19 protein-coding genes are annotated in these 20,458 nt (G+C 45.9%); 8 read left to right on the forward strand and 11 right to left on the reverse strand.

Annotation, left to right across the window (positions count from 1 at the left end; all coding sequences use genetic code 11):
* Nucleotides 1–5: 5 nt before the first annotated feature.
* Both AZI85_RS14585 and AZI85_RS14590 read right to left on the reverse strand, forming a co-directional pair.
* Nucleotides 6–413, reverse strand: a complete 408-nt coding sequence (locus AZI85_RS14585) for a response regulator (protein WP_063244759.1) — start codon at nucleotides 411–413, stop codon at nucleotides 6–8.
* A 62-nt stretch (nucleotides 414–475) separates the two neighbouring features.
* Nucleotides 476–1,354 carry a ChaN family lipoprotein gene (locus AZI85_RS14590; protein WP_253721015.1) on the reverse strand — a complete coding sequence of 293 codons (879 nt, stop codon included), beginning with the start codon at nucleotides 1,352–1,354 and terminating at the stop codon, nucleotides 476–478.
* Between the two features lie 157 nt (nucleotides 1,355–1,511).
* Between AZI85_RS14590 and rpmG the strand changes: the two genes are divergently transcribed.
* From rpmG to AZI85_RS14605, 3 genes are read left to right on the forward strand one after another with little or no spacing between them, the layout of a single operon-like run.
* Nucleotides 1,512–1,691: a 50S ribosomal protein L33 gene (gene rpmG / locus AZI85_RS14595; RefSeq protein WP_061836191.1), complete on the forward strand. Its 180-nt coding sequence runs from the start codon at nucleotides 1,512–1,514 to the stop codon at nucleotides 1,689–1,691.
* Nucleotides 1,691–2,227, forward strand: a complete 537-nt coding sequence (gene dcd, locus AZI85_RS14600) for a dCTP deaminase (protein ID WP_063244760.1) — start codon at nucleotides 1,691–1,693, stop codon at nucleotides 2,225–2,227. Before rpmG ends, dcd begins: the two co-directional genes overlap by 1 nt.
* Entirely contained in the window at nucleotides 2,209–2,847 is a 639-nt protein-coding gene (locus tag AZI85_RS14605; protein WP_063244761.1) for a hypothetical protein, read from the forward strand. Before dcd ends, AZI85_RS14605 begins: the two co-directional genes overlap by 19 nt.
* On the opposite strand, the gene AZI85_RS14610 is transcribed toward AZI85_RS14605, so the two are convergent.
* The 4 genes from AZI85_RS14610 to AZI85_RS14625 form a co-directional block, all read right to left on the reverse strand.
* Nucleotides 2,801–5,872: a hypothetical protein gene (locus AZI85_RS14610; RefSeq protein WP_063244762.1), complete on the reverse strand. Its 3,072-nt coding sequence runs from the start codon at nucleotides 5,870–5,872 to the stop codon at nucleotides 2,801–2,803. The two genes, AZI85_RS14605 and AZI85_RS14610, sit on opposite strands and share 47 nt — an antisense overlap.
* Nucleotides 5,862–7,295 (reverse strand): transposase, encoded by a 1,434-nt coding sequence (locus tag AZI85_RS14615; RefSeq protein ID WP_155724054.1) that lies wholly within the window; start codon nucleotides 7,293–7,295, stop codon nucleotides 5,862–5,864. The genes AZI85_RS14610 and AZI85_RS14615 overlap by 11 nt, the downstream gene beginning before the upstream one ends.
* Nucleotides 7,296–7,464: 169 nt before the next feature.
* Nucleotides 7,465–8,205, reverse strand: a complete 741-nt coding sequence (locus AZI85_RS14620; RefSeq protein WP_063244764.1) for an alpha/beta fold hydrolase — start codon at nucleotides 8,203–8,205, stop codon at nucleotides 7,465–7,467.
* Complete coding sequence (locus AZI85_RS14625) at nucleotides 8,192–9,211, reverse strand: M14 family zinc carboxypeptidase (RefSeq protein ID WP_063244765.1); 1,020 nt, start codon at nucleotides 9,209–9,211, stop codon at nucleotides 8,192–8,194. The genes AZI85_RS14620 and AZI85_RS14625 overlap by 14 nt, the downstream gene beginning before the upstream one ends.
* Nucleotides 9,212–9,301: 90 nt before the next feature.
* Here AZI85_RS14625 and AZI85_RS14630 point away from each other — a divergent pair, with 90 nt between their 5' ends.
* Nucleotides 9,302–10,105 (forward strand): DUF1338 domain-containing protein, encoded by an 804-nt coding sequence (locus AZI85_RS14630; protein ID WP_063244766.1) that lies wholly within the window; start codon nucleotides 9,302–9,304, stop codon nucleotides 10,103–10,105.
* Here the strand turns inward: AZI85_RS14630 and AZI85_RS14635 are convergent.
* A complete protein-coding gene (locus AZI85_RS14635; RefSeq protein WP_063244767.1) occupies nucleotides 10,102–10,749 on the reverse strand; it encodes an HD-GYP domain-containing protein in 648 nt (215 codons plus the stop codon). The genes AZI85_RS14630 and AZI85_RS14635 overlap by 4 nt on opposite strands.
* Nucleotides 10,750–10,928: 179 nt before the next feature.
* Between AZI85_RS14635 and AZI85_RS14640 the strand changes: the two genes are divergently transcribed.
* Both AZI85_RS14640 and AZI85_RS14645 read left to right on the forward strand, forming a co-directional pair.
* The gene (locus AZI85_RS14640) at nucleotides 10,929–11,591 is read left to right on the forward strand and encodes a hypothetical protein (protein WP_063244786.1); all 663 of its coding nucleotides are present in this window, start codon (nucleotides 10,929–10,931) and stop codon (nucleotides 11,589–11,591) included.
* Nucleotides 11,592–11,672: 81 nt separating this feature from the next.
* A complete protein-coding gene (locus AZI85_RS14645; protein ID WP_063244768.1) occupies nucleotides 11,673–12,500 on the forward strand; it encodes a hypothetical protein in 828 nt (275 codons plus the stop codon).
* Nucleotides 12,501–12,596: 96 nt separating this feature from the next.
* Here AZI85_RS14645 and AZI85_RS14650 read toward each other — a convergent pair whose 3' ends face one another.
* The 3 genes from AZI85_RS14650 to AZI85_RS14660 all read right to left on the reverse strand — a co-directional run bounded on the left by AZI85_RS14650 (nucleotide 12,597) and on the right by AZI85_RS14660 (nucleotide 17,015).
* Nucleotides 12,597–15,716, reverse strand: a complete 3,120-nt coding sequence (locus AZI85_RS14650; protein ID WP_063244769.1) for an efflux RND transporter permease subunit — start codon at nucleotides 15,714–15,716, stop codon at nucleotides 12,597–12,599.
* A 77-nt stretch (nucleotides 15,717–15,793) separates the two neighbouring features.
* Nucleotides 15,794–16,780 carry an ABC transporter substrate-binding protein gene (locus AZI85_RS14655; protein ID WP_216635870.1) on the reverse strand — a complete coding sequence of 329 codons (987 nt, stop codon included), beginning with the start codon at nucleotides 16,778–16,780 and terminating at the stop codon, nucleotides 15,794–15,796.
* A 1-nt stretch (nucleotide 16,781) separates the two neighbouring features.
* On the reverse strand, nucleotides 16,782–17,015 hold the full coding sequence (locus AZI85_RS14660; RefSeq protein WP_063244770.1) for a hypothetical protein: 234 nt from the start codon (nucleotides 17,013–17,015) through the stop codon (nucleotides 16,782–16,784).
* Nucleotides 17,016–17,182: 167 nt separating this feature from the next.
* Between AZI85_RS14660 and AZI85_RS14665 the strand changes: the two genes are divergently transcribed.
* Nucleotides 17,183–18,223: a sensor histidine kinase gene (locus tag AZI85_RS14665; RefSeq protein ID WP_063244771.1), complete on the forward strand. Its 1,041-nt coding sequence runs from the start codon at nucleotides 17,183–17,185 to the stop codon at nucleotides 18,221–18,223.
* Nucleotides 18,220–19,569: an HD domain-containing phosphohydrolase gene (locus tag AZI85_RS14670; RefSeq protein WP_063244772.1), complete on the forward strand. Its 1,350-nt coding sequence runs from the start codon at nucleotides 18,220–18,222 to the stop codon at nucleotides 19,567–19,569. The genes AZI85_RS14665 and AZI85_RS14670 overlap by 4 nt, the downstream gene beginning before the upstream one ends.
* A gap of 61 nt (nucleotides 19,570–19,630) precedes the next feature.
* Here the strand turns inward: AZI85_RS14670 and AZI85_RS17750 are convergent.
* Nucleotides 19,631–20,458: hypothetical protein (locus AZI85_RS17750; RefSeq protein ID WP_063244773.1), on the reverse strand; the 828-nt coding region annotated here is incomplete at its 5' end.

The following is a 20,458-nucleotide window of genomic DNA, read 5'->3' on the forward strand; positions in this document are numbered from 1 at the left end:
AGCGCTTAAGCTTTGTTGTGCTTAGCATAGGCCGCTTTCAGCTTATCTTCAAAGATCTTCGCTGAAAATGGTTTCACGATATACTGAGAAACGCCCGCCAATACGGCTTCCGTCACCTGATCGCGCTCGGATTCAGATGTTAAAAGAACAAACGGAAGATTTGCCCATTCTGTTGTCGCACGTACTTGCTTCAACAGATCAAGGCCTTTCATCTTCGGCATATTCCAGTCTGAAATAACCAGTTGAAATTGAGTTCCTGGAGAGTTGTGCTGCAGAAGAAGTTTTAAACCTTCTTCACCGTCTCCAGCTTCTTGGATATTTTTGTAGCCCATCGCCTTTAGTGTATTCTTCACAAGGTCACGAATGGACGGCATGTCGTCGATAACTAAAATGCGGGTTTCAAGAGGAAACATAGTTGGGACTCCTATAAAGCTTTTCTCATTTTAGAAAAGCTCACAGGAATCTCAAAGAATCTTTACAACCCTAGACTTTGTGCTGGCGCCAGCCACAGATAATCAGCGCGAGCCCCGTCTTGAATTGAAGGCTGGATTTCAACGGCAATCTCATCCTCTTCCATTCCCAAAGTGTTGATTTGAGAGAAGGTCACAATAGGTGTGTTCGGTAAGCGAACGCGCAGACGATCCGGAAGACCTCCGCCGTACTGAACGTGAAACTCCCCAACAACAATCACCAAGACTTGATCAGGATGACTTTTAATAAAGTCCGCAGCTCGCCATGCCATGGTATCGTCCCAAATAGACTGAGCGGCAAAATAGCGCTCGCCCGCTTCCGGTGTTGGCAAGTGAGGCATCATGCTTAAGAACCGACGTTTGTAACTATCGCGCCCCAAAGCAAAATTCGGAGGCAACAAAGACTTTTCATCCGCCGACAATCCTTCAAGACCTTTTTTCGCGGCGGCACTGGTCACACTGCGCGGAGCATTCAAAGCGAGCGTCAGCGCCCCTTCTGCTAAATTTGGAAACAAAGCTTGAGCGCGATAATAATCATAAGAGGGACTGCCCCACTGAATGGCTTTTAGAAACTCGGGCTCGCTCAGTGTTCCTGCGCGATAGGAGTCGACGAAGTTCTGCTGCGTGTATGTAAAAAATTCCAGTCCTACAGAGACCTTCAAACCTTGAGCGCGAAGAGCCTGCATGACCTGCACTTGTTGGTCGCGATGTTGGACAAATCCGTGGTTTTCTCCGATAACAACAATGCTTCCGGGCGTGACCGAAGCCACACTTTCCTGCAAAGTCACTGGAACATGGTCGCTTCCCCGCAAAATGCCTTCAGATTGGGCATGGGCGCAGGCCGACATCAGGATGGAGATCAGAAAAAGGCTCCAAGTCTTCATAAATACTCCTCGAAGATCGTCAATAGACGTGAATTTGCCTGTTGAAGTTTCCTTTTTCTTTTGATACCTTGAGCCCCTTTGAAAAGGTATTGTCATTTTTTCCATATTACGCATGGCAGTACAAATGATTTAAAAGGTTCTATTAAGGGGCATTGCAATGGCAAAAAAGTCAGGAAGAATCATCATCACTCTTGAGTGCACTGAAGCTCGCGCTGAAGGCAAACCTGTTTCTCGTTACACTACGACTAAGAACAAAACAAAAACTCCAGGTCGTCTTGAGAAGAAGAAATACAATCCAAACTTGAAACGTCACACAGTTCACAGAGAAACTAAGTAATGATTCTTACGGATCAGCAGATTCTCGAATGTATGGAACAAGGGTCTATTAAAGTAGAACCCTTCCGCAGAGAGTGCCTAGGAACGAACTCTTATGACGTTCACTTGGGTAAAACACTCGCTGTCTATGAAGAGAAGACGCTGGACGCAAGAAAGCATAACAAGATTCGCACCTTTGAAATTCCTGAAGAGGGTTTTGTCCTTATGCCTGACACCCTCTATCTTGGCGTGACTTTGGAGTATACTGAGACTCTAAAGCATGTCCCATTTTTAGAAGGTAAATCGAGTGTCGGTCGCCTAGGTATTGATATCCACGCTACAGCGGGTAAGGGCGACGTTGGTTTCTGCAATTATTGGACTCTGGAAATTTCGGTAAAACAGCCGGTTCGTGTTTATACTGGCATGCCGATTGGGCAGTTGATATACTTTGAGGTGAAGGGCGATATTTTAACGTCTTACAACGTTAAACCTTCAGCGAAGTATAATGACAAAAAACCCATTCCAGTAGAGTCAATGATGTGGAAAAACTCATTCTAAAATCGTTTCTAGCTTTAAGTTTTCTAACAATCGCTGCTTGTTCGCCTGCTGAAGTCACAGATGTGTCCGGTATTGATTCCAATACGGCTATCAGTGGTTCTTTTCAGGAATACGATGCCAATAAAATTCAAGGCATCGGCACGATTCGTTTTACGACAGTTCTTCCCGTCTCTTCTAGCCGCTCTCTGGCTTTAAAAACATCCTTAGACAACGTCTCAAGCAGCTGGGTGTCGACAGTTTTCTATTCTTCTAATGCTGCGATTCCTAGCACGAATGGCGTGGCGGTGACTTTCACTCGCTCTGGTGCCAGCGTCACGGCGCAGATTTCCATTAATGGAAATTCGTCGATGGTCTCTGCTTCCAAACTGACTTTTTTGGTCCCAACGGCTTTGGATTTAATTGTCGAAGTTCACAATGTGAACTCAAAAGCGCGCGTTTTGATCTGGCGCAGAGATCAAATCACTTATTCACCTGCCGTGGCCGATGTTGATACCGAGCGCTCTGGCGATCTGGTATCTTCTCTGCCAACGCAAACAGGTGGCGGCGGTTTCGTGGGGTTAATTATTCAAAACTCTACTGTGACTGCTGCGCGGGTTGATTTACAGAAAGTATTGGATTAACCAAAGCCCCTTCCGTAGTTTTACCGGCCTTCGCGGATTTTGTAACCTGATCCGCGATATAACCTAAGATTTCTGACAGCTGAACACGATCCGCCCAAACATCCCATTTTTCACGTTTGCCCTTCCAGCTTAAGACGAAGCGAAGTTTTTCTTTGATCGTCTCTGGCGGTTTTCCGTAACGAAGGATGTAAGTGAAGAGATCCAAAAGATCTGCTTCTTTGATCGTTCCACTTTCAATCTGCTCTTTAGCTAGCTCTAACAGGATACCTTTAAATGCCGGGAAGGCATTTAAAGACTCTGGTGTATTGATCACGCCGTCTTTGTTCTTATCAAAACGAGCATAAATCATTTCAATATACTGAATCACGTGAGGAGCCAGCGAAATATCCTCAAGCAAAGCCATGTTCTTATCATTCGGAACATAGCCCGCGGCTTTAAAGATATTGTTCATGTAAATAGCCCACTCGTCTTTGCCTGCGGCTTTTTGGAATTTCACATATTCCGGCATGGATACCGCTGCGGATGGCAACGAGTCTTTATAGGAAGCACGAGCACAGCTTAAACTGACAAGCGCATCGTTTTTTACATCCGTATTGCCGTTAAAGCATTTTTTAATAAGCTCATCACGCAACATTGAATTGATGTTTAAGCCGGACCAAATCATGCCGATCAGATCGGTTAATTCCGCGTAAGAAGCCAAAGTACTTCCATCGGAATGAGGAACGAAGATATTAGCTTCACGGAAACGCGATGAAGCAAACGTCATATTCTTTGAATCTAGAATTCCCGCTTCTACTAATACCGGACGCAAAGCCATAAACGCGCCTTGCACCTCTTCCAGGTTCACACCTTTATAAGTGTTCACGCGGTCCGCTGTGCCCGCAAACGAACGAACGGCCAAGCGACTGACAGCACGATAAAGATTCAACTGACGAAGTGTTTTTGCCGTGTACTTCTGCTGAAGTTTATTAGAGATCAGCACGCGCGCTTCACTGTCGACAGTCAATGGCACCGGACTTTGCACCGTCAACAGAAGCTCATAAAGACCTGAAGCCAAAGGTTGACGAGACAGTGTCGAGACCGACGCCTTCTTTAAAATCTCTTGAAGCTCTTTTGCAGAATAACCTTCTTCTTCGCGCCAGTGCTCGGTCGTCTGCGCGACGAAAAGTTCCGTATCCAACCACACTTGAAGTTCGTTACGCAAAACTTCCAATGAAGATAAATTCAAGGCATCGGGAACATAGCCTTCCAAGCGGCGCTCAGGATTATTCAGGATGTTGTTCAAAACAATACCAACTACTTGATCAATAGACTTCGGTTTTAAACCTTCCGGCAAAATTCCTAAATTCGAAAGATGCTGGATAAGTTTATTGATCTCCGCGCGTGAAAACTGCGTTTCTTTTTTCGCAGCCAAAAGATCTCGCGCGATATTGATGCTTTGATTTGCAAAAATCGAAAGATAGCTGACCGTCAATGGCTTCTCAAAAGGCTGTTCCTTCAAGAAGTAATCGTAATAAAGGAAATCAGAATAAAAACGAGCCGCAAAACCAAGAAGAACACTCCAGTTGGCTTTTCTTAAAGAAGAATCATTGCCCCCAAGAATCATGTTTTTGACGTCGATGATCATCGGCATGTAGTCCTTGATCAAATCCGCATAACTTTCGCCTTTGGGTGGATACAAGGTTTCAATTTCGCGGATCAAAGGCACAAGATCTTGAAGATCATAAGCCCCTTCGAATAAAACACCGGCTTCACGCACTGTGGATTCTAGAACGAACTGAGACTCCATGAAGAGTTTCTGAGCTTCTTCATTTTCATAAAGTTCAGGTTCCCACTCGCGGCCGTAAATTGAGTAGTAAGGAAGAAAACGCTCAATCAAAATCTTAATACGGCTGACTTTCAGACGAGCGGTTTCAAAATCCGTGGTCGTGAAAGAATCGACACTCCCCCCGAAGAAGAGCTGCTTCACCTTCATCGCTTCAAAAACCAGGCTGTTAGAGACTTTGAAATCCGGCCACACCACTTGAAGGGTTTTTAACAGATCATTGACTTCATCACGGGAAACTACGCCTTCGGGCTTTTCAGCCACCAGGTCCTGGAACACAGACAAAACGTCTTCGACAGTTCTAGAAAGATATGAAAGACGGTATCCCGTTCCTGTTTCAGGCACAGACTTGATGAAATAGTAATAGCGAAGATACTGGATATAACCGCGCGCGCCTAACAAGGCGAAACGACGCCACTCGCTGGGAGCTACGTAGTTTTCATCTCCACCTGCCAGTGCTTTTTTCACTTTCAAAACCACCGGCATGTACTTCGCGATAGTTTTTGGGAAGTCCCACTTTTCATTAAAGAAGACACCCATTTGCTCCATCAAAACGACGAAATCAGCTAACTTATAACTGCGCCCATTGGACTCAATCAAGGAAGCCAAAGTTCTAGCGGCATTTTGAATCTCTTTATTCGCGTCTTCGAAATAGCGGACATCTGTTTGAATGCTGTTCGCTTCGGAAACGGTCCAGTTCAAAGACAGCACACGCATGTACGGAGTCAAATTCACCGTCATTTCGCGGAAGCTTCCGAAAAGTGTGATGATCTTATCGATCTCGCCTTTCGAAATATATTCGGCACTACCGCCGACGAAGATCTGTTTTAGCTTCATCACTTCGACTTGCAAGCCAACGGGAATGGTTTCATTTTTAGAAGCATCTAAGAAGTTTTTTTCTAGGAATGTTGCCAACTCTTGTGAAGTGTAACGATCTGAAGAGTTGCCGCGCACGTATCTTTTGAAAGTTTGAATCGCAGTTTCAGCACAGTCCCAGCCTGACGCTACTTCCGCTTTGGTCGCGGTTCCATCGATGAAGTTTTTTACGACGGGTTTTACTTCCGTCAAACACTTCGTACCACCCAATTCGTGACTTTCTGGTGGAGGTGGTGCCTCGCCGACTTTTGAGTCACAGCCCACAAAGGTGCCTGTTGCCATCAAGGCCACAGCGAAAAGTTGCACACATTTTTTAGAAAACATAAGTCATGCCCCCGTAGACACGGTCATTGGCGCGGTACTGGTTCAGGAAGCTTGAAGGATTGTGATTTTCATCCTGCACTCCCAGTACGTCTCCCCCAAGGACAACGGCCCACTTTTGATTGGGATAATAAAGGAACTCTGTGTTTAACAAAGAGCCTCGTTGGTCATAGTCATAGAGATATTTAAAACGAGTCACAAACGGACGACGGAAGATCGAAGCTAATTGACCTTCCACACGGAAAGAAAGGGCGTTCGTGAATTTCAAACGCGCATCGAACAAGGTAAAGTCATCGGGCTTACCATCACTGCGGATATCGACGATTCCCCCGCCTTCCACTTTCAGATATTCAAGCTGGAACGCCAAGGTGCGAGTTAAAATATTATTCAAAGAAAAATCAATCGCCGCAGAATAGGCTTTTAGAGGCATGAGTTTTTGAATCGCCCAGTCTGAGTCCGGACGTTTTTCTGTCGGTTCATCTTGAAGGTAAGAAACCGAGGTTTTCACATTCTCAAAGGCATAACCCATGTCGACAGAGTAAAGATCATGGTAAGTCAAATCTGGAGACACCGTCACGTCGACGCCGCCTTCAGAAGCATCCATTTGAATTTTACGTTTTAAGATCAATTCATTGACTGGCAAGTGACCGGCACTGGCGACAACCCACGGTCCGCGCTCTTTGCTACCCAGGCGTCCCATCATCGCGACGGCGCCGTTGCCAACTAGTTTGGCCGTTTCAGGAATGTCCAACTCGTACACGATTTTGTTCACGCGGTTATTAAGGGCGAAATCTCTTGAAGGAGCTCGGTACCAGCGGCTGTCGGCCACCAAGCCCCCACCCTCCTCACGGATGTCAGGTCCCATGCTCGGAATAAAAACAGGAGTTGCGAACGCAACGACTTCCCAGCCACGCATATTGTAATCAGCAAAAAGACCCGTTAGGCCCTGCTCGTCGGGGCGAAGAGTGTCGATGGCAAACTTAGGCTGCCACAATCCCATTTGCCAACGGCGGTCCATTTCACTCCAACCGTTTTTCTTACGGCCAGCATAGACCTTCAAAGGCGTGTTGCCATGATTGGCGATATAAGCCTCGTGCACGACGAAATGAGATTGTCCGCGGCTAAAGAAGGTCCCCCCGGAAATATCACCGACCATGTCGATCCAGGATGTTTCTTTTAAGGCTGACAGACGTGCGGAAAGAAGCTGACTGTAGGTGAGGTTCGGAGTTTCAGGAATGGGCGTAAGATACTGCATCCCTTCCATACGGATTTGACCATAGACTTGCGCTGGCGTGGAACGCTTGGGCTCTTCAATAGAGCTGACGCCCTCAGCTTGAAGATTCTTCAAGTTCAGGGTCTGAGTTTTCGCATGTGTGTTTACCGCAACGCTCGTCAGCACCGCAGCAAGGTAGCTTCTTACCCTCACGTCCGCCTCTGGCTTTTAGTCCAGTCGATAGAGAATAAGAAAAGGGCTCAAGAGTCAACGGAGCCCGGTGTCGAGGGGGTTCTTCTCGAATATAGAGGATCTCAGGGTAAAAAAACGTCGCCGTGATTGAAAATCTTACCCCTAAAAAAATACCAGGAACGGCCTTGATTTAGAGTAAGTGTTCTAGAATCCAATGCGGGTCGTCAATTGGAATATCGTGCCCCGCCCAGGGATGCATTGTGGGTTTTAGACCCCACTTTTCTCCGATTCGCAAAGTGCATTGTGGGGATACCAGCCGGTCGCCATGACTTCCGAAAAGATGAATCTCACCAGGAGCCTCTTTCGGGAACTTATATTTTGAAGCGGCTAGCAACTGACGAAAGACGTTTTCCATGTTCATGGGATTGTTTTTTGTAAACGCCATCAGTGATAACATCTCGGCCTCGCGACGTTCGTGACTGTTCGTCACCATCTCAAGAATGGTTTTTTCCCACAAAGCCTCATTGTTCGAAGCCGCCAAAAGTTTTGAAGCGCGGAAGAAGTTCATCGGATAAAAACGATGATAAAAAGGCGAATGCGCTGAAGAGCTTGTGCAAAACAAGTAAGATTTTTTCACCTCGTGGGGAAATTCGCGCATCCACTCTACGGTCACCATCGCGCCCAACGAGACTGAGAGTATATTAAAAGCTTCTCCATTTTTAACAAACTCAGAACGTCCGCGTAAATCCTTCACGTACTCCGAAATTTTTAAAGGACTTTTTTCGTTATAGCGCGTTCCATTTCCCGGAAGATCAATCAACTCGATTTTGTCGTTCGGGAATTTCGTTTTCATTTTGTCGACGAAAGATCCCCAGTGCCCTATCCCGCGAGCCAAGCCACGCAATAAAATCCAATTTCTATTTTGTGCCATACCAAAGCTCCTGAGCTTTCAATGCCCATTCTTTTTCTTGTTCGCCATTCATATTAGCCCACGCTTGCGGAGAAGCCACGGCGCGGATTAAAAACTCCATCAAGGTATTGTGTCGACGAAGGGTGCGGCGATGACGATGTCCCTTCAAAGGATTAAACGGCCCATCGGAACGAAAGATCTGCCATGGGTTCTTTTTCACCCACATCCAAGAACCCATCTCTAGACATAGCGGCAGGTATTTCTGCTGACGGTCTGCAGTTTTTAAATGCTCGTCATAAATATAATCCCACAAGTCCCCGTGAGTCGTGTAGCTCTGCGCTTGAGGCTCGACACGATAGAAATGATGAGGATACGTGCGATCCAACAAATTTTTAAGCGAATAGGTCATGGGTAAATCTGGAAAAGGCTTCACCGTTTTTGCATACGGAAACCAAAGACGGTCTTGAAAGCCAAATCCCGAATGTAAATCCAGTGTCAGAGCCAACGGACTGTGTCTGATTTCATCTTGCACGGCTTTGACCATGGCTTGTGCTTCGACTTCCATCGGTGCACCCTCGACACCGCGATACCAAGGCAGTCGAGAGCTGACACGATGACCGCCCACCCAACGAGCGGGTTGATCGCCGTCGACGGGGGCGTTTCTCATCAAGTCCACCCCCCGCGGGTTGGATCTTGTTTTGCGATAAATCCCGATGGGATTCACCGTCGGAATAAAAAACACACGAATATTTTTTAAGGTACTTTGCAGCGTCTGATCCCACACCGTCAGTTCCGCCAAAGAGTTCATCAAGGCGACACAGACCTGTGCGCCAATGCGTTCTAAACCATGCACGCCACCGACGAATCCCAGCACCGGGGCTTGAGGATCTTCACTGCCAAAAGTGATTTTATAAATGGGAAAACGCAAGGCCTTGTCTTCGCTGTACGCCAGAACTTCGGATTTGACGGTTGTCCCCAAATCCCGGATTCGTTTTTCAATTTGCTGGATTTCAGGAAGTGTAGTCATAAGCCTCCATGATTAACGCTCGAAGCCATTGAACGAGCGTTGCACCTCGATTCTAAGAAGAGTAACCTTCGTTTATCAGGAGAACAAGTTATGATGAGTCTAGAAACTCTGCTTCAAAAAATGTGGGTCGACTATTGTGAACTCAACCCTGCTGCAAAACGCATTCACGACATTTTCACCAAAGAAGGCGAAAATGTAATCAATGACCACATTGCCCTTCGTACTTTTAACCATCCTCGTCTAGGAATTGAATCCCTGGCTCAACATTTCAAAAAATACGGCTATGTTGAAAAGGGCGAATACACTTTCGTTGAAAAGAAACTTTACGCGAAACACTACGAGCATCCCAATGAAGACATGCCTAAGATTTTCATTAGCGAACTGGAACTTGAAAAGGTTTCGCCGTTCATTCGCGAAACCGTCAATAAACTTGTAGAGCAATTGCCAGACTCTGTGATCCAAAGCGAGACCTTCCCTATGTGCGGACGCCCTTGGAAGACTTCTTTTGATTTGTATTCACAATTGGCGAAAGAAAGTGAATATGCTTCGTGGGTGGCGGCTTACGGTTTCCGTCCGAATCATTTCACAGTGAATATTAACAAGCTGAAAAAATTCGAAGACATCGTTCAATTGAATGATTTCATTAAAAAACAAGGTTACACGCTGAACAAAGCCGGTGGCGAAGTGAAAGGAACTCCTGCAGATTATCTTGAGCAAAGCTCGACGATGGCTTCAGAAATTCCGGTCAAGTTTGACGACGGTAGCACTCACAATATTCCTGGTTGCTATTATGAGTTCGCGAAGCGCTATCCGCTTGCGAACGGGAAATTATATCAAGGCTTTGTCGCGAAATCCGCTGACAAGATCTTTGAAAGTACTAACAAAGTTAACTAAGCCACGCGTTTGATAAGCTTATCAAACGTTTCTTTGTCCGTGTCTTGCTGGCCCCAATGCTTGTGGGCCTGCAAGAATGTCTGAACCAGCTGTGGATCAAACTGTGTCCCCGAACAGCGCTTCAGCTCTGCATACACGACCTCTAAGGGAAGCCCTTTACGATAAGCACGGGTTTCCGACATCGCGTCGTAGGTATCCACAACTAAAATAATACGCGCCAGCAACGGCACTTCGTCACCGCGTTTTTTATCCGGGTAACCAGTTCCATCCACACGTTCGTGGTGACCACGAATCGCCGGCAGAATTTCTGTAAAGAAGGGATGTTTTGCTAAAGGTTTGATGATCTCTTCACTCATCACCGGATGACTTTGCATGACCAAATGCTCTTGATCATCCAGCTTTCCTGGCTTAGCGATAATGCTTTGAGGAACACCGATTTTACCGATGTCATGAAAAAGGCCCGAAAACTCAGCCAGCTTTTGCTGATATTCGTTCAAGCCGGCGTCACGCGCTAATTTGCGCGACATCTCACCGACTCTGCAACAATGCGCATACGTCGCTGGGTCTACAGCTTTCAATGATTGCATCAAGGCCTGTGCAGCTTCATAAGCCCACGGCGGAATGTCACCCCAGGAAGACGACATATGGCTCCCTTCTCCCCTTACCTTTCATTTTTCGGAAATTAAGACGTAAAACTTAAATAAGAGAAATTTTATCGTCTTATCTTGAGTCAACTTCCGGTTGACAGTTTGTTGCGTGATTGAAAGACTTTTCAATGAAAGTGAATCACATTGAAACAGCTTTGTATCTGGGAAGGGTTTTTATGAAAAAGTGGCTTCTTGTTTTATCCATCCTGACTTTTTCGTCGGCCTCGTTTGCACAAAAAATTAAAGTTCGTAAAGTTAAAGGCAACCAGGCCGTGATCGAGTTTTCTGGAGGCTCTTTGCAACCTGGAAACGTTTATGAGCTGGCTCCCGATGAATTTGGTGAGTCTTCAGCCGTTTCGACTTCCCGTAGATACTTAGTAGGTTTGAGCTTTAATTTCGAGAATACTAAAGCAGACACTTCGGGAGCTGAAAACGAAACGGATATCAACTTGCTTGCGAAGTTCGGCTGGAACTATGGCACTTTTGAAGTTGGACCCATGGTCAGTTATTCCTCTACCGCTATCGGCAGTGTCACGACAACGACTTACAAATTTGGTGGCTTCGGAGACTACAACATGATCGCCAATACTCCTGGCGAGGCCTTCATCTATGGCTTGGGAGGTTACGCCTCCATGGGTCAACGTGATAGTGGCACCGGCAGCAAAATTGACGTTATGGATTTCTTTGTGGGTCCCTTTGCAAAGTGGTTCCCTACAGGTACAGGGGTGGGCTTCCGTCTTGATGGTGGCTATATCTATCAAAAAGTTTCTGGCGGCGTGGGCGGCGACGCGACGATCACGGGTCTAGCCTTCACTGCGGGCATTATTGCCTACTTCTAATAAAATCTTAACAAATCATGCGTTGAGGGCCCTTGTACGGCCCTCTTTTTTTTAGTATTTGATTCTTAAAAAGGAAACCGCATGAAGCCCTCGGGATTATTTTTCTTCTTGCTCCTGTTCTCGCCATTCGCATTTTCTCAACCACTGCCTTTGACGACACCTAATAAGTCCTGCGCGTGTTCCGCTGAGCTCGCGGATCCGTTGGAAGAGCCCCAAAGTTTTAACTATGGGAAGTTTCAAGGCCTGTGCATTGACTCTTGTCGTTTTCGTTCGGCACGGATTTTAGAAAACTCGTCACGCCTTACAGTCGGAAATATTTTGCATTTGGGAGGTTACTATAAGGCGAGCATCTCGTTGCAGGATCTGGCAAAGGTCGAAATGGGCTTTGAGGAGTTTTTGCCGGGAGTTTCGCACGTGGTTTTAAAGTTCACTTTGGATGAAAAAGCTCCCGACATTCTTTTGCTCAGCCAAGTGAGCAGTCAAAAAGCAAGCATTCCTGTCAGATCTTTGGTGCTATCCTCAGAAGGCGTTCCCCCGAAGGACTACCAATACACTTTGATGGAAGCTTACTTCGGAAATTTCTTGTTAGCGCATCGCTTGGTCACAGGTGACGAATTTTCTCGTTGGATCACCGAGTACACTCATCCTTTAAAAATGGTGGGACTGAAAGTTTCGCCGACAGTGGCGGGAAAGATTTTTTTGAAGGGCGTTCAAGAAAGCGACGCTCAACGTATGCAGACGGCGTATGCGCTGTTTTCAAATAACTGTTCGACCAGTGCGTTTTCATTCATTGATTCCCAATCTAAAATCACTCGCACGGGATGGCAGCGATTCTTGGATGCACTTCCAATCGCAGGCCCTTGGGGCACTTTGCAATCGTTGCATGAAAGACAGTTGGTAAATCAATAATCCAAAGGAAGCTCTGCTATTTTTAGTTGGAAACGTCGTGCAAGGACGTTGGTTCTTAAAAACAAAAAAGGAGCAGTTGCCTGCTCCTTTTTTATTTTAAACTACCGTCTCATCATGACCGAAGATCTTGCGATACTTACCCATGAACCAATCTTGGAAGCGGTCAATGTACAAATGCACCGCCGGGATCACGTAAAGAGTTAATAGCGTCGAGCTGATTGTACCGCCGATAACAACAATCCCCAGGGACGTACGAGATTTAGAGGCCTCATTCAGACCGATCGCCACCGGCACCATTCCGGCAATCAAAGCCAAGCTTGTCATGATGATAGGACGAAGGCGGGTTTCACCGGCTTTAATCAAAGCATCGTAACGAGATTGTCCTTCTTTCTGACGTTCCATCGTCGAGTCGATCAATAGAATAGAGTTCTTCGTCGCAAGACCCATCAACATCACGCAACCAATCATCGAGAACAAGTCAAAGCTAGAACGTGTGATGAATAAAGAGAAAAAGGCTCCACAAGCCGCCAACGGAATCACGGCCATGATTGTGAAAGGCGTGATAAATGATCCGTACAAGCTTGCTAGGACCAGATAGATAAACATCACACCCAATCCCATAGAGACCATGATATTTGTCATCAGCTCGGCAAAACGCTCGGCTTCCCCGACGAAACTGAAAGTCACACCTGCAGGAGCTTTCAACTCCCCTTGCCCCAGAGCATTTACTTCGGCCATGACTCCGCCAAGACCTTTTCCTCCTGGAGTTAGATCGGCAGAGATCTGGATGTAACGATTGCGGTTTTCACGCAAGATCACAGACGGACCTTGAGCTTCTTTTAAAGACGCCACGTTTTGCAACGGCACAAGGCGTCCACTTAAGTTCGGCACGCGCAAGTGAGCAAACTCCTCACGAAGGTCACGTTGATCCGGTTTCAAACGAACACGCACATCGTAGTTTACACCGTTTTCACGGTAGATCGCAGGAGTTAAACCTTCAATCAATGTACGAAGCTCCATACCGATACCCGTGACCGTCACCCCAGAAGCTTTGGCAACATCACCTTTGAGCTTCACTTGATATTCAGGTTTACCCGCACGGTAGCTGCTATCCACCTGTTGCAGACTTGGATTTTGTTTTAATTTTGCCAAAAGCTTTTCAGAATACTGAACCAGCTCATCCATGTTTTGACCAACAACGTTCAAGTTGAAGGCGCGGCTGCTTTGCTGGCCGGGATTGTCAGTCACAATGATATTGTATTTTTCTAACCCTGCGTAAGCTTTACGGAGTTCATCTTTCATCTGCGTAGTGTTTTTATTCCTTTGCTTCGAAGGAACAAGATGGACGTAGACGCTCCCCTTATGGGCTTCTCCATTGGCTGAACCAACAAAAACTAGCACATCTTCAATCTCTTTAAACTTGCGTGTACGAGTTTCAATTTCTTTGGCGACTTCATCTGTTCCATCCAAACTTGCCCCCGGCGGAAGTTCGAACATCACATAGAACTCTCCGTTATCCTGAGGCGGCAAGAATGTAAAAGGAACTTTTGTCGCGATAAACAAAGAGAAAAAGAAAATAAACACAGAGCCTAAGATCGTCTTGATCGGATGATCCAAAGCCCAGCGCAATGTCATAACATAGATTTTTTCCAACCAAGTTTGAAAACGATCAAAATCTTTCAGAAGTTTCTGATTCCAACGGCCAAAACGCGACGTCGGCGGTTTGTGGGAGTGTTCACCGGCGACGTAAGCAGAAAGAACCGGCGCAACAAACAAACCGTCGAACAAAGAAACAATCATCGCAAAACAGATTGTCAGACCGAATTGTTTAAAGAATTGACCCACGATACCTTGCAGGTTTCCGATGGGACCGAACACCGCAAGAATCGCCAACGTCGTCGCGATCACGGCCAAGGTCACTTCGTTCGTACCAACGATAGCCGCCTTTTTCGGAGAAAGTCCCGCCTCCAATTTTCGAAAGATATTTTCACGCACGACGATGGCATCATCGACAAGAAGACCGACAACCAAACTCATCGCCAATAAACTCATGATGTTGATGGAGAATCCAAACATACCCATCACGATACATGCCCCCAGAAGCGAGTTCGGAAGCGCAAAGCCCGTGATCAATGTGGATTTCATACTTCCTAAGAAGAAGTACACCACGAAGACCGTCAATAAGACCCCAAAGAAAATGGATTCATACACGTCAAATACGTTCGCTCGGATCTTACGGCTGGTATCCTGAACGATCTTCATTTCGGCATTCATGCCTTTGGCTTTGAAATCAGCGTTGATTTTCTTAACTTTCGCGGCGACGTCATCCGCCACCTTCACCGAGTTTGCACCCGATTGACGATAGATACTGAAATTGATGGCTTTCTTGCCATTCAAACGACTGCGCGTTTTTTCATCTTCAAGCGTGTCTTCAATCTTACCGACGGAAGAAATCGTGATCGGATGATAAACATCGGCTAAACGCAGAACGGAAGAACCGATTTCCTCAATAGATTGATATTGAGCCAAGGTTCTAAACGAATACTGTGTCGGGCCCACGTCGATTTTACCGGCAGGAACGTTACGTCCCCCACTGCGCAAAGCCTCGGCGACAGCGGTGGCTGAAATATCAGTGCCGTTCAGACGATCGCGGTCTAAGGAAACGTGAATTTCTCTTTTACGTCCCCCTAAGATGTCCACTTGGCCGACTTGATATACTTGCTCGAACTGCGGAGAGATCACCTCTTTTGCCAAGTCATAAAGTTTCGCATCATCCATATCCGCTTGTAGAGAAATATACATGATCGGCGCATCTGAAGGACTGATCTTACGAATCACGGGGGCATCAATATCATCTGGAAGTTCCCGCAATGCATTTGAAACTTTAGCGCGCACTTCCTGTTCAGCGAAGTTCAGATTCGTCTTCAAAGAAAACTCAATAGTCAAAATGCTCACGCTCTCCATATTCTGAGACGAGACCTTTTGAACCCCGGAAATCGTAGAAACTTCGTCCTCCAGAATCTTAGAAACTTCCGTTTCAATTTCCTGAGGACCGGCTCCGGCATAAGTCGTTTGCACAACGACCGTCGGCAAGCTCACATCTGGATAAAGATCGATCGGAAGACCTTTGAGCGAAATCATTCCCAGCGTCAGCATGAGAATAACGATAGACATAATAAAAACGGGATGACGGACGGATAATAAAGCTGGTGACATGGGTGCGCAAATTATCAGCTTCAAAAAAAAACAACAACTAAAGAGAAGTTCGAAGCCCGAAGGATTGGGACAGCCCGCTAACGGTCTTCGAACGTCACGTACACCATTGTTTGGTTTAAAAGCATATAGGCGATCTCACCAAAAGTCATTGGTCCCACGATATTCGCGGTTTTCTTTCCTTTTAAATTTGCATAAAGAAAATTCAAAATGCAATTGCAGGCAAAAGTCGGCCGCTTCAAACCCGAATCTCTGGTCACCTTTTCGAATTCCGCCTCGTAATTCTCTACAGGCGTAGCAAATTTATACTCCACATCCGAAAACACCGGGGCGTAAAGCTGCACAGATTTCGAGTTCTCATTCAACGCCATCACACTGACATTGATCATGGCGCCTGAATAGTTGGCGACCAAAGGCAACTGCGTATCGATCTTTTTCTCTTGAATGTACTCGCAGAAATTTCTTTCCTGACCGTTAACCGTGCACTCAGTGACCTCAAAAGCTGTCGACTTAAAGCGAATCACGTCGCCCTGTCCCTGCTTAAAAAGATTCAGAATATTTACTTTTCCATATTTGTCTTTACTAAGACCCGCGTGCAAAACCACGGCGCGATCCGTGTGGACCTCTCCTGAAACTCCATTATAGACTTTGGGTTTCTTGACCGAATCTTCTTCAAGATGAAAGCCGCTGACCCAGCCCAGTAACGGGCTGTCAAAGAGTCCGGGAAAACTCGCACATTCTTGGGCAAAGCGCTTATGAACGCCGGAAAACGCAGGAATGATAATGAAGGAAACGCCATTTTCATCATAGTCCTTAGGAAGTTTATAAAGCTCTTCCGAAGAATAACTTAAAGTCCTACAACTGATGACGAATTCTGGAAGCTGGACAACTTGAATGAACTCATTGGTGTCGATACCACCGGACTCTGACATGAAGTATGGAATGGTGCCGCCAATCCAAGAGCCTTGGGGAAGCCGATTGAGCAATGATTCATGGCCCGCAAGAAGCAGGTTCCGTCCCTCACGAATCATGTTAGCAACTTCTTCAACATTAAAAAGCGTTTTCAAGTTAACTTCCTCGTCCAAAGATACATTTGATGTCTTCAGAAACAGCGTGTTCGTTCTTTTTAAAAAACTCGTATGCAATTGTGACAGCCTCTCCCATTTTTTCGGATGATGGATTGCCTCCCACCAAGTGCCTGACACGGGTGATGATCATTTTGCTGGCCAGAGCCTGCAACGGCAGTTCATCCTGATTAACAACCAGACTCATCCAGCGGGGATCATCTTTAGGTGGAAGCATTTCGGTTCACTTTCAAAAGGTAAAAAATCCTACGCACTCTTTATCGGCTGACAAAGTACCAAGATATATAGAATAGACTCGCAACAAGATTACATCTTCACGGGGAACTTAGAACGAGTTTAGATCTTCGCGGAACTGCCGAAAAGCTGCGCAGAGGTGTTTAGCAGATGAAAGAATCCCTTTCAAATGTGAACCCAGTGAAATTGCTTGAGTCCCATCTTCGTCGTTTTCATCCCACCGCTTTTATCACTGTTGTCGCAGTTATTATTTCCCTTCTTCTGATTAGAAGTCTGTTCCAAAAAGAATCGGCGATCGATCACTATTTCGATGTCGCCTGCCTGCTAGTCAGCTTAAGTTCGTTCGTCGCGGTAGTACTCTGTTTTTTGTACTTAGAGGCGCAACGTCAGGCTAACGAAGCGATTGCCTTGTTGGAAGCCAAATCTTTGGAGGCGCAAGAACAAAAAAACATCGCCTTACAGTCCTCTAAGATGTCAGCTTTAGGTGAAATGGTGGCGGGAATGGCCCACGAAATCAACACTCCACTGGCCGCAATAAAAATGTTCTTATCTGAAGCGCTCTACGAAATTGAAAACAATAAAACCGGCGACACCACCGTCGTGGTTAATTTTCTTCATAAATCCGATGCCACGATTGACCGTGTTTCCAAAATTATAAAAGGACTCAGAACGTTTTCCCGATCTGGTGATGCTGATCCTTTTCAAAATTACTCGGTTCAGGAAGCTATTGAAGACGCGATGATTTTGTGTGGCGACCGTTTCAACTCAGAAGGCGTCGAGCTGCGATGGGAGATTCCCGCTGAAACCATTCCCATCGAGTGTCGCCCCGTCGAAATAACCCAAGTGCTTCTAAATCTGATGGGAAATGCATTAGATGCTGTCGGAAAATTAGAGGAAAAATGGATCGAACTGAATGTTTCGCAAACGCCTGACTTCGTACAAATGCGAGTGACTGATTCCGGTCCCGGCATTGATCCACTGATCTTAGAAAAAATATTTCAACCATTCTTCACGACAAAAGATGTCGGCAAAGGCACGGGGATAGGTTTGAGTGTTTCCATGGGAATCGCCAGAAGCCATAACGGCCGCCTGTTTATCGATCCGGGGCACGTGAATACTAGCTTTGTAATTGAAATTCCTAAACGACAAGGTCTTCAGATCGAGGATCTTTCTTTAGAAGGTATTATATGATGAAGAGAATCCTATTAGTAGAAGACGATGAATTCTTTCGCTCCGCCGTAAAAGACTTCCTGAGTAAAACCTATGAAGTGCATGAGGCTGAAAATGGTCTGCACGCTCAAAATCTTTTGAACGACAGTCTTGAACCGGATGCGATTCTTACAGATATAAAAATGCCGAAAATGACAGGTATTCAGCTCTTAGAGTGGGTTCGTGAACATAAGCCAAAAATCCCTGTGGTTTTGATGACGGGTTTTTCCGAGATTTTAGAGACTAAGCGGGCCCACGATCTGGGAGCGAAGGATTTTATCCCGAAACCTTTTAAATCGGCTGAGCTTTTGACGAAGATGAATAACATTCTTGCAGGCGTTTCACCATGGAAGATTGACGACGGCAAGGATGAAGATTTTTGCTCTCTTCCCGTTGAAGACTTTCTGACGGAAAGAAACACGCAGTTTGGCATCTTTGTGAGGGTGGCGGCAAACAAATACATTAAGATCGCCCACCACGGTGGAAAAATAGCCGAAGACAAGATGCGCGTCTTTAAAGAAAAAGGCGTTCATTTTCTTTATGTAAAACAAGCCGACTTTTCTAGCATCGTGGGTTTCACGGTGAATATCTCTAAAGTGGTAAACGCCAGTGAAAAAGTCGATGAATCCAAGAAGCTTCGATTCGTAAAATACACAGGCGGTCTGATCGTACAACAAGCCTTTGTTCAAGGGACAGACAAGGCCTTATTTAACAACGCCAAAGATTTCTTATCTTCGAGTGTTTCAGTTATTACCGAATCCGAAGACGCGATGACCATCCTGGATCAACTGAACGATCACAATGATTACCTCTATTCACATAGCTTAGGCGTGAGCATGTATTCGGTCATGATGGCTAAGAAAATGGGAATTAACTCTCCGCAAACTCTTTTCAAACTGGCGATGGCAGGATTATTTCATAACATCGGCTTTAAAGAACTCCCGCAGGACGTCCTGCAAAAAAGTCGTTTTAAGTTATCAAAAGAAGAGCGCATGCTGATTGAATCCCATCCTGCCCGAGGTAAGGAAATTTTAGAATCTATTAAGGGAATTCCCACCGATGTGATCCAGATGACATACGAACATCATGAAGACTTGATGGGTACGGGTTATCCTCGTCGTATCGACAAAAAGAAAATTCATCCGCTCACTCGAATCATCTCGGCAGCCGATGCCTTTTGCAGTCTGACCTTAAAGAATCCGGATAATGAAACTCCTTTGGATGGAGCTGCTGCGGTGGCGCGATTACGCGAAACCAAACAAAGTCTTTTGGATCAGGATTGCCTGAAAAGCCTGGCTTCGCTATTTTCCGCCAAACAAGTGGCTTAAATAAAAAAGCCCACGTCGTAAAACGTGGGCTTTTTGGAGAGCCGTCAAAATCAGTCTCAGATTACCAACCGAAAGAGTCTACGTCGTAGCCCCAGTTAGCAAGAGCTTTTTTGTACATGCCCTTCATGAACTTTTGAGCTTGGTGAGGTTTCAAACCAAGTTCAGAAGCAGATCTGTTTGTGATGTCTTGCATTCCTGCAGAGTCACCCAAAGCCAAATCTTTTGCTGCTGCTAAAGCGTCAGAGAACTGAACACCGAAAACAGCTTTGAAAGTTTTGTCCATGTCTTTTTCAGAAGTTGTACCGCGTTCAGCAGCTGCAACTGCCCAAGAGTTCAATGCAGAAGCTACTGCAACCGCTTTGTCTTGTTTGAAGCCGTATTCTTTCATCAACTTCTCAGAAGCTCTTTTAACAAGTTGTTTATTCGCGTCAGAGTTCAAAGCCGCGAAGTTTGTGTCAGAAGCTGAAGAAGAAGTTTTGTCATTGATAGCTTGACCGTAGTTAGATTCGCCTGTGTTCGCATTGTATAGAACACCGTTTTTACCTAACCAGTAAGTACCATTGCGGATGTCTTCCCAGAAGAAACCAGTCGTACCTACACCGATAGATGTACCACCCACATAACCCGCGAACTCAGAAACGTCTGCGTAGTATTGGAATTGACCAAGATCGTTGTAAACAGCCGCTTCACCGTTAGCATCGAATTTTACATACCAAAGATCGTCAGAACCGTAACCTTGGCTGTTGTAGTCTGGATCTCTAGTTACAGTGATACGAGTTCCATCAGACGCCAAGAATGTGCAACCAGGAGTCGCTTCTTGAGTTGTACAAACATCGCCGTAAACTGTTTCGTATGGGTAGTAGATAGCTCCGCCGCCACCGCAGGCTGC

It is taken from the genome of Bdellovibrio bacteriovorus, assembly GCF_001592755.1.
GTDB classification, from domain to species: Bacteria; Bdellovibrionota; Bdellovibrionia; order Bdellovibrionales; family Bdellovibrionaceae; genus Bdellovibrio; species Bdellovibrio bacteriovorus_E.

Coding starts and splice junctions, on each gene's coding strand:
- dcd (WP_063244760.1), top strand. CDS start 1,691: ATGATTCTTACGGATCAGCAGATTCTCGAATGTATGGAACAAGGGTCT.
- AZI85_RS14610 (WP_063244762.1), bottom strand. CDS start 5,872: ATGTTTTCTAAAAAATGTGTGCAACTTTTCGCTGTGGCCTTGATGGCA.
- AZI85_RS14665 (WP_063244771.1), top strand. CDS start 17,183: ATGAAAGAATCCCTTTCAAATGTGAACCCAGTGAAATTGCTTGAGTCC.
- AZI85_RS14660 (WP_063244770.1), bottom strand. CDS start 17,015: ATGCTTCCACCTAAAGATGATCCCCGCTGGATGAGTCTGGTTGTTAAT.
- AZI85_RS14670 (WP_063244772.1), top strand. CDS start 18,220: ATGATGAAGAGAATCCTATTAGTAGAAGACGATGAATTCTTTCGCTCC.
- AZI85_RS14620 (WP_063244764.1), bottom strand. CDS start 8,205: ATGGCACAAAATAGAAATTGGATTTTATTGCGTGGCTTGGCTCGCGGG.
- AZI85_RS14585 (WP_063244759.1), bottom strand. CDS start 413: ATGTTTCCTCTTGAAACCCGCATTTTAGTTATCGACGACATGCCGTCC.
- AZI85_RS14630 (WP_063244766.1), top strand. CDS start 9,302: ATGATGAGTCTAGAAACTCTGCTTCAAAAAATGTGGGTCGACTATTGT.
- AZI85_RS14625 (WP_063244765.1), bottom strand. CDS start 9,211: ATGACTACACTTCCTGAAATCCAGCAAATTGAAAAACGAATCCGGGAT.
- AZI85_RS14650 (WP_063244769.1), bottom strand. CDS start 15,716: ATGTCACCAGCTTTATTATCCGTCCGTCATCCCGTTTTTATTATGTCT.
- AZI85_RS14590 (WP_253721015.1), bottom strand. CDS start 1,354: ATGAAGACTTGGAGCCTTTTTCTGATCTCCATCCTGATGTCGGCCTGC.
- rpmG (WP_061836191.1), top strand. CDS start 1,512: ATGGCAAAAAAGTCAGGAAGAATCATCATCACTCTTGAGTGCACTGAA.
- AZI85_RS14640 (WP_063244786.1), top strand. CDS start 10,929: ATGAAAAAGTGGCTTCTTGTTTTATCCATCCTGACTTTTTCGTCGGCC.
- AZI85_RS14635 (WP_063244767.1), bottom strand. CDS start 10,749: ATGTCGTCTTCCTGGGGTGACATTCCGCCGTGGGCTTATGAAGCTGCA.
- AZI85_RS14645 (WP_063244768.1), top strand. CDS start 11,673: ATGAAGCCCTCGGGATTATTTTTCTTCTTGCTCCTGTTCTCGCCATTC.